This is a genomic window from Mycobacterium sp. IDUB_28, assembly GCF_055419285.1.
Map to the genome: position 1 here is coordinate 291,075 of NZ_JBVAXK010000002.1, position 11,791 is coordinate 302,865.

Consider the following 11,791-nt stretch of genomic DNA (forward strand, 5'->3'; position numbering starts at 1 on the left):
GGATAAAAATCGCGGCAAAAATCGCGGTGAGAGCGCAGCGGCTATCGGTCCGGCACGATCTTGAGCACCTGTCCGGGTTTCACCAGCTGATCGGACCGGTTCGTGCGCGCCGCGGTCAGCGCGTAGACCGCACCTGCGGAATCCACCGCCACACTCATGGCATGAGAACCCAGCGCCACCTGCACCGGATCGCGTCCGGGCGGCAACTGGAAGAAACCCTTGCCGAAGCCGTCGCCGACGAAGATGTCCCCGGCGTCGTCGAACGCGATGTGATTCGGCTCGATGAGTCCGGGGATGGGCACCACGACGGCAGCGGTGGCGCCGACGGGGAGTTTGAAGACCTGGCCACGTCCGGTACCTCTGATATTCGAGGACACGTAGACGGTGCCGTCTTTGGCGACCGCAATTCCACGGGGCAGATGGAGCCCCTCGATTGACAAGTCGGTCGGTCGGTTTTGTCCCGGTGCGAGCTTGCGCGCCCCGTACTTCACATTCGGGCCCTCGTCCATGAGTGCACCGACTGCGTAGGTGTTGCCCGCATCGTCGACCGCGATGCCACTGACCGAGGTGAATCCCCGAAACGGCAACCGAATCGGGCTGGATTTGCCCGCCTCCAACAGGTAAACCTGGGCGCCTTCGCTGTAGAAAAGATTGCCGGCCTTATCGACCGCCAGGTCCGTCGCGGAGCGAAAATTCACCCCGGGAATTTCCACCGGGGACGCCGCGCTGGCCCCCGGCGCCAGCTTCCAGAGCTGCAGCGGGCCGGGTTCGAACATGCTGATGCCCGGATGCGGGATCACCGCGGCCAGCGCGTAAATGTTGCCGGAGCCGTCGACAGCGACACTTTTTGTCGGGAACATCTCGGGAAATGGCAGCACAGTCGGCTGCGCCGTGTAGGTGCGCCGCGGCGGGGCGGCCTTGGTGGTGGATGCCGTCGAGTCGTTGCGGTGCACGACCTTGGGGATCACGATTGCGCCGGTCACCACCACGGCGATCACGGCGACGAGGGCGACAGCCGGGCCGATGTAGCGGCGCCGTCGTGGTGGCGGTATCGGCAGCTGCATCGGCCGGGAGTGCGGAAACGATACGGTAGGTGACTGTCCGTACATCGGAATAGGTTGCGGGACATAATTATTGGATGACTGGCCAGGAGGCGGGAGGGTGAACGTGCGGGTGGCCGCCGCGGACGGCGGTGCCGGGTTGCTGTTCGGCGGCGCAGGGGGCGGGATCGGCGGGTGGGCGCGCTGCGCGGCAGCGGCGAATTCGCCGGCGCTGCGGTACCGGTTGGCGGGATCGGCTGCCGTTGCGCGCTCGATGACAGCGTCGAACTCAGCCGGGATTCCGGCTCGCCGCTCGACCGGCGTCGCCGGGTCGAACGGTTGCCCTGTCAGGCACTCGTAAAGCACCCCGGCCAGCGCGGCGATGTCGGCGCGGTAGACCGCGTCGGTGTCGGTGACCAGCACCCGGGTCCGGTCTGCCGAGGGCGTCGCTCCGCCGAGGTCGGCCAAATAGGCTGCACCGTCGCGCGCCAGCAGAATGTTGGCGGTGCTCACGTCGCGGTGGATTCTGCGGTGGGCGTGCGCATCGTCGATCGCCGCCGCGACTTGGCCTACCAGGTGCACCGCACGGACCGGATCGAGCGGGCCACCTTGTGCCAGTAGCGATTTCAGATCGCTGGGCTCCGTCATCAGCCCACCGCGACTTTGAGCAGCCGGTTGTTCTCGGTCACGTAGATGCCGCCCGCCGCGTCGATCGCCATACCACCGAAGGACTGATTCTCCGGCGCGAACAGCAGGGTCGGGGACGAGGCACCCGCGGACAGCTTGATCAGCCGACCCATGTTGTCGGCGTTGTCGGCCACGTATACGTCGCCCTTGGCGTCCACCACGACGATTTGCGCCCTGCCCAGCTGCCCGAACGGCAGCTGGGTCGGGTTGCTCTCGCCTAGGGCCAACTTCAGCACCCGGCCCGCCTGCAGGGCGTAGACGTTGCCGGCGCCGTCCGTCGCCACGTCCTCGAAAATGCCGGTACCGAACGGCAGCGTGGTGGGGGTCGCGGCACCCGGCGCGAGCGCCAGCACCCGGTCGTTTGCGGCAACGTAGACAGTCCCCGCAGCATCAGCTGCGACGCCATGGGGAAGCATGCGGCCGAAGGGCAACTCGACCGGATCACCGGCGCCGGGCCCCAATTTCAGAATCCTCCCGGCGCCGTCCCGGGGGACATCGGCGACATAGACGTTGCCGGCTGCGTCCACGCTCACTCGTTTGGGCCGGACCAGTCCGCGAAACGGCACCTCGGCGGGCGCATCGGAGTCGGCGGTCAGCTTGTACACCCTGGGGCTGCTGGTGTCGACGACGTAGATTTCCCCGGCCGGGCCGATCGCCACGCCCGCGAGCTGACCGGTTCCGATAATCGGCAATCGGGTGGCGTTCAGGGCGGGGGCGGCGCTGGTGGACGGCGAGCCGGAGCCGCCGGGCGTTGGCGATGCGCTGGTGGTGGCGGGCGCAGCATGCCGGGTCGTGTCGGGCGTGGCCACGACCGCGACGACGCCGACAATGGCGGCGACCAGCGCGATCACGCCCACGGCCAGCACTGCACGGCGACGGGGCTTGCGGCGCAACTTCATTGGCGTGCGCGCAGTGGGCGCGCCGGGGTGTGTCCACGGTTGGGTGGGGACCGCGTGCGGCGGAGTCCAGGGCTGCACCGGGGTGCTCAGCGCGTGCTGAGCGGCCGCACCCAGTTCACCGGCGCTGCGAAAGCGAACCTGCGGGTCCTTGGCCATTCCACGCGCGATCACCTCGTCGAACCCGATCGGGATCCCCGGGTGGTCCTGGCTGGGGCGCGGCGGCGGGGAGGTCAGGTGCGCGGCGACCAGAGCGGGTATTTCGGTGCGACTCTCATACGGTGCGGCCCCGGTCAGGCATTCATACAGCACACAGGCCAGTGCATAGATGTCCGCACCCGGCGTGACCTGGCCGGACGCCAGACGTTCCGGTGCCAGGTAGGCGAACGATCCGATGGTGGTGCCCTCGCTGGTGAGCTTGGTGTCGGTGGCGGCATTGGCCAGGCCGAAGTCCACCAGGCAGGCGAAGTCGTCGGGACCGAGCAGAATGTTGGCCGGCTTGACGTCGCGGTGAATCACCGTTTCGGCGTGCGCGGCATCCAATGCCGCGGCGATCTGCCGCACCACGTGCACCGCCCGGGCCGGGCTGAGCGCGCCGCCACGTTCCAGGGTGCTCTGCAGATCCGTACCGTCGATCAGGCGCATGTCGATGTAGAGCTGACCGTTGATCTCCCCGCAGCCGTGGATGGGCACCACGTGCGGGTCGTGCAGCCGTCCGGCGGTGCGGGCCTCCCGGAACAGCCGCTCCCGGAAAGCCGGGTTCTGCGAGTAGCTGCTGGACAGCAACTTCAGCGCCACCACCCGGTGCATGACCGTGTCCTCGGCTTCGTAGACCTCACCGAATCCGCCGCTGCCCAGCAGCCGGCGCAGCTGATACGGGCCGAACCGCGACCCCGGGAGGAAGCTGGCAGTCATTGCGCGGCACCCAATTCGAGGACTTTGCCGGTCGCGCAGTCGTCGCCGCGGTGACAGTCGACGACGAACAAATCGCCGGCGTCGTCCACGGCGATACCGAACGGGTAGTTGAGGGTGGGAAAGGCGACCTGGGTGGCAGTGCTCGCACCGCTGGCCAACTTGAAGACCCCGCGGCCGTCGATGTCGGTGACGTAGACGTTGCCGTTCTTGTCCACAGCCACACCGTACGGTTGCTGCAGGCCGGGAAACGGCAGTTCGGCGGGGGTGTCGGCACCGGCAGCCAGCTTCAACACCCGCCGCTCCTCCACATCGGCGATGTAAAGGTTCCCGGTGCTGTCCACCGCGATTCCGGCTGGCATGTTCAGCGGTGTGGTCGGCATCAGGGCGGTGGCACTCGTCGCGCCGGGGGCCAGCTTCAGCACCTGCCGAAGCGTGGCGTCGGTGGCATAGACGGTGCCGTCGGCGCCGACCGCCACCCCGACCGGTCTGCCCAGGTGCCCGAACGTCAGCGGAGCAGGCCCACGACCGCCCGGCGCCAACTTCCACACCGCGGATGCGTGGAAGTCGGCGACGTAGACCGCACCCGCCGGGTCCACCGCGACCCCCTCGCCGTACAGCTCACCGAACGGTAGCTCGGTAGGCGAGGGCTGGCCGGGGGGCAACCTCAGCACCCGGCCATTGGGGGAGTGGCTGCTCAGCTCGACCGCGTAGACGCTGCCGTCGTGACCGACGGCCACCCCGCGGGCCTGCACCAGGTCCGGGAATTTCAGCACCGTCGGGACCGTCGAGGACGGCCGCGGCGTGCTGGTCGCCGCGCGCCCGGTGGCAGCATCCCGGCGCGTGACAACAACGACGGCCGCCGCGGCCGCCACCGCGACGATGATGGCCGCCGCGACGGCAATCACCCTGCGACGGCGCGGTTTTCGGCGCTCGGGTGGCACCCACTGCGGTGGCGCGGCCGGCACGGGCGGGGGCAGCGGCACCGGTGGCGGCGCGGTGGTCCACTCGCGGGTGGTCGCGGCCGGACCCAGTGCGTTGTGCGCGGCGGCGGCCAGCTGACCCGCGCTGGAATAACGGTCGTCGGGATGCTTGGCCATGCCCCGCGCGATGACCTCGTCGAACCCGGCGGGGATGCCGGCCCGCTGCTGGCTGGGCCGCGGGATCGGGGCGGTCAGCTGGGCGTTGATCAGCGCGGTCAGATCCTGGTGCTGGGCAAACGGTGGTGCCCCGGTCAGTAGTTCATAGAGCACGCACGCCAGCGAGTACACGTCGCAGCGCGGGTCGATCACTGGATTCTCGCAAAGCCGTTCCGGCGCAACGTAATCGAACGTGCCGACCGCCTTTCCGGTGCCGGTCAGCCGGGCGTCGCCGGCCGCGCTGGCCAGGCCGAAGTCGACCAGGCTGGCGAAGTCGTCACCGGAGAGCAGGATGTTCGCCGGTTTGACGTCGCGGTGTAACACCGTCTCGGCGTGCGCGGCGTCCAGGGCTGCCGCGACCTGGCGCACCAGATTCACTGCCCGCGCCGGCGGGAGCGGGCCGTCCCGGCGCAGCACGGTGTCCAGATCCACGCCGCGCACCAATCGCATGTCGATGTAGACCTGGCCGTCGATCTCGCCGCAACCGTGGATCGGCAGCACGTGTGGTTCCCGCAGCCGGCCGGCGGTGCGGGCCTCCCGGAACAGCCGCTCGCGGAACACCGGGTTTTGCGAATAGGTGCTGCTCAGCAGCTTCAACGCCACCACGCGGTGCATGGCGGTGTCCTCAGCTTCGTACACCTCGCCGTAACCGCCGGCACCCAGCAGCCGCACCAACCGATACGGCCCGAACTGCGACCCCGCCCGATTCTCGACCACCGACCTGCCCTCCGCTTCGCCGCTGAGCGTATCCGGGGTGGAGGGCCGCCGGTTGCGCTGGCGTTACGCTCACCGCTATGGCATCCGTTGACCTGACCCTGGACGTACCGATGACCCCGCAGGAAATGTGGGAGCACGTCTCGGACCTGTCGACCCTGGGCGACTGGCTGGTCTTGCACGAGGGCTGGCGCAGCGAGTTGCCCGACGTCGACGACATCACCGAAGGCACGCAGGTGGTGGGCGTCGCGCGCTCCAAAGGCCTGCGCAACCGGGTGACCTGGACGATCACCAAGTGGGATCCGCCGCACAAGGTCGCGATGGCCGGGGACGGCAAGGGCGGAGCAAAGTACAAGGTCACGCTGACGGTGACGCAATCCAAGGACGGCGCCACCCTTGGCCTGTCCGTTGACCTGGGCGGCCCCGCGCTGTTCGGTCCGATCGGCAAAGTCGCGGCCCGCGCGGCCAAGGGTGACGTGCAAAAGTCGCTCGACAACTTCGTCGAGTTGTACGGCTGAAACAGGCCAAGACACGTGCTGCGACACGCCGGGACCGTGTCGGTGCGCGGTCATAGACTTGCCTCCCTATGAGTGAGTCGTCGTTCGTGCACCTGCACAACCACACCGAGTATTCGATGCTCGACGGTGCCGCGAAGATCTCCCCGATGTTCGCTGAGGCCGCCCGGCTGGGCATGCCCGCGATCGGCATGACCGACCACGGAAACATGTTCGGCGCCAGCGAGTTCTACAATTCGGCGTGCAAGGCCGGGATCAAGCCGATCATCGGGGTCGAGGCCTACATCGCGCCCGGCTCGCGCTTTGACACCCGTCGCATCACCTGGGGCGATCCCGGGCAGAAGGGCGACGACGTATCCGGCAGCGGGTCCTACACCCACATGACGATGATGGCCGAGAACGCGACCGGCCTGCGCAACCTGTTCAAGCTGTCGTCCCTGGCGTCGTTTGAAGGCCAGCTAGGCAAATGGTCGCGCATGGACGCCGAACTCATCGCCGAGCATGCCGAGGGCATCATCGCCACCACCGGTTGCCCGTCCGGCGAGGTGCAGACCCGGTTGCGGCTGGGCCATGACCGCGAAGCGCTGGAGTCCGCCGCCAAGTGGCGCGAGATCTTCGGCGCGGACAACTTCTTCCTCGAGCTGATGGACCACGGAATCTCGATCGAACAGCGGGTCCGGCAAGGTCTGCTCGACATCGGCCGTCAGCTCGGTATCCCGCCCCTGGCCACCAACGACTGCCACTACGTCACCCGTGACGCCGCGCACAACCACGAGGCGCTGCTGTGCGTGCAAACCGGCAAGACGCTCTCGGACCCCAACCGGTTCAAGTTCGACGGCGACGGCTACTACCTCAAGTCCGCCGCCGACATGCGCCGACTCTGGGACGACGAGGTGCCCGGGGCCTGCGACTCCACCCTGCTGATCGCCGAACGGGTCCAGTCCTACGCCGACGTGTGGACGCCGCGGGACCGGATGCCGGTCTTCCCGGTGCCCGAGGGGCACGACCAGGCGTCGTGGCTGCGCCACGAGGTGATGGCCGGCCTGCAGCGGCGTTTCCCGGCCGGCGTGGGCCAGGACTACCTCGACCGGGCCGACTACGAGATCAAAGTCATCTGCGACAAGGGCTTTCCGGCTTACTTCCTGATCGTCGCGGACCTGATCAACTACGCGCGGTCGGTCGACATCCGGGTCGGGCCGGGCCGTGGTTCGGCGGCGGGTTCGCTGGTCGCCTACGCGATGGGCATCACCAACATCGACCCCATCCCGCACGGTCTGCTGTTCGAGCGGTTCCTCAACCCCGAGCGCCCGTCGGCGCCGGACATCGACATCGACTTCGACGACCGGCGGCGCGGTGAGATGGTGCGCTACGCCGCCGACAAGTGGGGTCAGGACCGGGTCGCCCAGGTCATCACCTTCGGCACCATCAAAACCAAAGCGGCGCTCAAGGATTCGGCGCGAATCCACTACGGGCAGCCCGGATTCGCGATCGCCGACCGGATCACCAAGGCACTGCCGCCGCCCATCATGGCCAAGGACATCCCGCTGTCGGGCATCACCGACCCGGCCCACGAGCGGTACAAGGAGGCCGCTGAGGTCCGCAGCCTGATCGAGACCGACCCCGACGTGCGCACCATCTACCAGACGGCGCGCGGCCTGGAGGGGCTGATCCGCAACGCCGGGGTGCACGCGTGCGCGGTGATCATGAGCAGCGAGCCGCTGACCGAGGCGATTCCGCTGTGGAAGCGACCGCAGGACGGCGCCATCATCACCGGCTGGGATTACCCGTCGTGCGAGGCCATCGGCCTGCTGAAGATGGACTTCCTGGGCCTGCGCAACCTGACGATCATCGGCGACGCGATCGAGAACATCAAGGCCAACCGGGGCATCGACCTCGACCTGGAAACGCTGCCGCTGGACGACAAGCTGACCTACGAACTGCTGGGCCGCGGCGACACGCTCGGCGTGTTCCAGCTCGACGGCGGCCCGATGCGCGACCTGCTGCGCCGCATGCAGCCCACCGAGTTCAACGACATCGTCGCGGTACTGGCGCTGTACCGCCCCGGACCGATGGGCATGAACGCGCACAACGACTACGCCGACCGCAAGAACAATCGGCAGGCGATCAAACCGATCCATCCCGAGCTCGAGGAACCGTTACGCGAAATCCTCTCCGAGACTTACGGTTTGATCGTCTACCAAGAGCAGATCATGTTCATCGCCCAGAAGGTCGCCTCCTACACGATGGGCAAGGCCGACGCGCTGCGCAAAGCGATGGGCAAGAAGAAACTCGAGGTGCTCGAGGCCGAGTACAAGGGTTTCTACGAAGGCATGACCGCCAACGGTTTCTCCGAAAAAGCGGTGAAAGCGTTGTGGGACACCATCCTTCCGTTCGCCGGGTATGCCTTCAACAAGTCGCACGCCGCCGGCTACGGATTGGTCTCCTACTGGACCGCTTATCTCAAGGCCAACTATCCCGCCGAATACATGGCGGGTCTGCTCACCTCCGTCGGCGACGACAAGGACAAGGCCGCGGTCTACCTCGCCGACTGCCGCCGGTTGGGCATCACCGTGCTGCCGCCCGACGTCAACGAGTCGCTGGTGAACTTCGCCTCGGTCGGCAAGGACATCCGCTTCGGGATGGGCGCGGTGCGCAATGTCGGCGCCAACGTCGTCGGCTCACTGATCAAGACCCGCAACGAGAAGGGGAAATACACCGACTTCTCGGACTACCTGAACAAGATCGACATCTCGGCCTGCAACAAGAAGGTCACCGAGTCGCTGATCAAGGCCGGCGCGTTCGATTCGCTCGGGCATGCCCGCAAGGGCCTTTTCCTGGTGCACACCGACGCCGTCGACAGTGTGCTGGGCACCAAGAAGGCCGAGGCGATGGGCCAGTTCGACCTGTTCGGCGGCGCCGACGGCGACGGTGCCGGCGACGCCGTCTTCGCCATCAAAGTGCCCGACGACGAATGGGAAGACAAACACAAGCTCGCGCTGGAGCGCGAAATGCTGGGGCTCTACGTGTCCGGCCACCCGCTCAACGGGGTGGCGCACCTGCTGGCCACCCAGGTCGACACCGCGATCCCGGCGATCCTGGACGGCGACGTCCCCAACGACGCGCAGGTGCGGGTCGGCGGCATCCTGGCGTCGGTGAACCGACGGGTGAACAAGAACGGAATGCCCTGGGCATCAGCACAATTGGAGGACCTGACCGGCGGTATCGAGGTGATGTTCTTCCCGCACACGTACTCTAACTTCGGCGCCGAGATCGCCGACGACGTGGTGGTGCTGGTCAGCGGCAAGGTCGCGGTGCGTGACGACCGGATCAGCCTGATCGCCAACGAGCTGGTGGTGCCCGACTTCTCGAACGCCCAACCCAACCGGCCGCTGGCGGTGAGCCTGCCGACCCGGCAGTGCACGGTGGACAAGGTCAGCGCGCTCAAGCAGGTGCTGACCCGCCACCCCGGCACCTCGCAAGTGCATCTGCGGTTGATCAGTGGCGAGCGGATCACCACGCTGGAACTGGACCAGTCGCTGCGGGTGACGCCGTCGCCGGCGTTGATGGGGGACCTCAAGGAGTTGCTCGGCCCCGGTTGCCTGGGTGGTTAGACCGACCCCGGGACACGCCTTGACGCGTCGCGGGGTACGCACTCGGCGGGATGATTGAGCCCCTATTCGGCGGGCCACGGACGTACGCTCACCGTTATGACCGCGCCGCAACCGGCCTGACAGCGAGGGAGTAAGAGTGACTGCACGCGAAGTCGGTCGCAGCGGGGTGCGAAAGCTGTTGCAGCGCACCGGGCTTGTCGACGAAGCCACGACGCCGCTGGCGACCGACCCGGACGCGGTTACCCAGCTGTTGGATGCGCAGTGGTTCGGCGAGCGGCTCGACGCGTTGGCCGGCGAGCTGGGCCGCGACCCGGAGAGCGTGCGGGTGGAGGCCGCGGGTTACCTGCGCGAAGTGGCGGCGTCCCTGGACGAGCGCGCGGTGCAGGCCTGGCGGGGATTCAGCCGCTGGCTGATGCGGGCCTACGACGTGCTGGTCGACGAGGACCAGATCGCGCAGCTGCGCGCTCTGGACCGCAAGGCCACGTTGGCGTTCGCGTTCTCGCACCGCTCCTACCTGGACGGCATGCTGCTGCCGGAGGAGATCGCGGCCAACCGGTTGTCGTCGGCCTTCACCTTCGGCGGCGCCAACCTCAACTTCTTCCCGATGGGCGGCTTCGCCAAGCGCACCGGCACCATCTTCATCCGCCGGCAGACCAAGGACATTCCGGTCTACCGGTTCGTCCTGCGGGCCTACACCGCGCAGCTGGTGCAGAACCACACCAACCTCACCTGGTCGATCGAAGGTGGACGCACCCGCACCGGCAAGTTGCGCCCGCCGGTGTTCGGCATCCTGCGCTACCTCACCGACGCCGTCGACGAAATCGACGGACCCGAAGTGTATTTGGTGCCGACGTCGATCGTGTACGACCAGCTGCACGAGGTCGAAGCGATGACCACCGAGGCCTACGGCGCGGCGAAACGTCCCGAGGACTTCCGGTTCCTGGTCCGGCTGTCCCGCCAGCAGGGCGAACGACTGGGCCGGGCCTATCTCGACTTCGGCGAACCGTTGCCGTTGCGCAAGCGCCTCGAGGAGCTGCGGGCGGACCCGTCGGGCACGGGCACCGTCGTGGAACGCATCGCGCTGGACGTCGAACACCGGATCAACCGCGCCACCCCGGTCACACCGACTGCGGTGGTGAGCCTGGCGCTGCTGGGCGCGGACCGTTCGCTGTCGATCAGCGAGGTACTCGCCACGGTGCGGCCGTTGGCGAGCTACATCGCCGCCCGTGAATGGGCGGTGGCCGGGGCGGCGGACCTGACCAACAAGTCGACGATCCGCTGGACCCTGCACCAGATGGTGGCTTCCGGCGTGGTCAGCGTGTACGACGCCGGCACCGAGGCGGTGTGGGGGATCGGCGCCGACCAGCACCTGGTCGCGGCGTTCTACCGCAACACCGCCATCCACATCCTGGTCGACCGGGCCATCGCCGAGCTGGCGTTGCTGGCGGCCTCGGAATGCCCGACCGAGGGCACGGTTTCGCCGGCATCTGTCCGCGACGAGGCGCTGCAACTGCGCGAGCTGCTGAAGTTCGAGTTCCTGTTCTCGGCGCGCGCGCAGTTCGAGATGGAACTCGCCGCCGAAGTGCGCCTGATCGGCCCGGTCGAAGACACCACCAAAGCGGTCAGCGCCGCCGAGGTACGGCACTTGCTGGAGTCGGCGGATCTGCTGTTGGCGCACCTGGTGCTGCGCCCGTTCCTGGACGCCTATCACATCGTCGCCGACCGGTTGGCCGCCCTCGAAGACGAAGCACTGGACGAGGATGCGTTTTTGACCGAATGCCTGGAGGTGGGCAAGCAGTGGGAACTGCAGCGCCGCATCGCCAACGCCGAGTCCCGGTCGATGGAGCTGTTCAAGACCGCACTGCGGCTGGCGCGGCATCGGGAGCTGGTGGACGGTCCCGACCAGGCCGACCTGGCCAAGCGACGCCGGGAGTTCGCCGACGAGATCGCCACTGCGACCCGGCGGGTCAACGTGATCGCCGAACTGGCCCGGACGCGCTGATCGTCCTGCGCTCTCGTCAGCAAGGTGGCAGGGAACCCGCAGGCGATCCCCAGTTGGCGGTGAGTCGTGCGTCGATCTATCGAATGGTGCTGCGGTGCAACGTAATTGAGCAGGCAAACCCGACGAGCGTCGGAACTGTCCGCGGGGAATCCCGCTGGTAGTCTCGCGGCAACAGCAGTGGTGAAAGCCGCCAGTAGCACATGAACGGCAAAAGCTAACGCCTGCAGCGTAATCGAAGCGGAGCCACTCGGATCTCGGTACATCTCGCGCGACGA

Annotated in this window: 6 protein-coding genes; 3 read left to right on the forward strand and 3 right to left on the reverse strand. The window is 67.6% G+C overall.

Features of this window, described 5'->3' with window-relative positions:
- Positions 1 to 41: 41 nt before the first annotated feature.
- From ACZYZ9_RS05290 to ACZYZ9_RS05300, 3 genes are read right to left on the reverse strand one after another with little or no spacing between them, the layout of a single operon-like run.
- A complete protein-coding gene (locus tag ACZYZ9_RS05290) occupies positions 42 to 1,688 on the reverse strand; it encodes a protein kinase (RefSeq protein ID WP_463825157.1) in 1,647 nt (548 codons plus the stop codon).
- A complete protein-coding gene (locus ACZYZ9_RS05295; RefSeq protein ID WP_463825158.1) occupies positions 1,688 to 3,538 on the reverse strand; it encodes a serine/threonine-protein kinase in 1,851 nt (616 codons plus the stop codon). Before ACZYZ9_RS05295 ends, ACZYZ9_RS05290 begins: the two co-directional genes overlap by 1 nt.
- Entirely contained in the window at positions 3,535 to 5,391 is a 1,857-nt protein-coding gene (locus tag ACZYZ9_RS05300) for a serine/threonine-protein kinase (protein ID WP_463825159.1), read from the reverse strand. Before ACZYZ9_RS05300 ends, ACZYZ9_RS05295 begins: the two co-directional genes overlap by 4 nt.
- Positions 5,392 to 5,468: 77 nt before the next feature.
- Between ACZYZ9_RS05300 and ACZYZ9_RS05305 the strand changes: the two genes are divergently transcribed.
- The 3 genes from ACZYZ9_RS05305 (at position 5,469) to ACZYZ9_RS05315 (ending at position 11,516) form a co-directional block, all read left to right on the forward strand.
- Complete coding sequence (locus ACZYZ9_RS05305; RefSeq protein WP_463825160.1) at positions 5,469 to 5,906, forward strand: type II toxin-antitoxin system Rv0910 family toxin; 438 nt, start codon at positions 5,469 to 5,471, stop codon at positions 5,904 to 5,906.
- A 68-nt stretch (positions 5,907 to 5,974) separates the two neighbouring features.
- Positions 5,975 to 9,514, forward strand: a complete 3,540-nt coding sequence (gene dnaE, locus ACZYZ9_RS05310; RefSeq protein ID WP_463825161.1) for a DNA polymerase III subunit alpha — start codon at positions 5,975 to 5,977, stop codon at positions 9,512 to 9,514.
- A gap of 136 nt (positions 9,515 to 9,650) precedes the next feature.
- Positions 9,651 to 11,516, forward strand: a complete 1,866-nt coding sequence (locus ACZYZ9_RS05315; RefSeq protein WP_463825162.1) for a lysophospholipid acyltransferase — start codon at positions 9,651 to 9,653, stop codon at positions 11,514 to 11,516.
- Positions 11,517 to 11,791 lie beyond the last annotated feature (275 nt).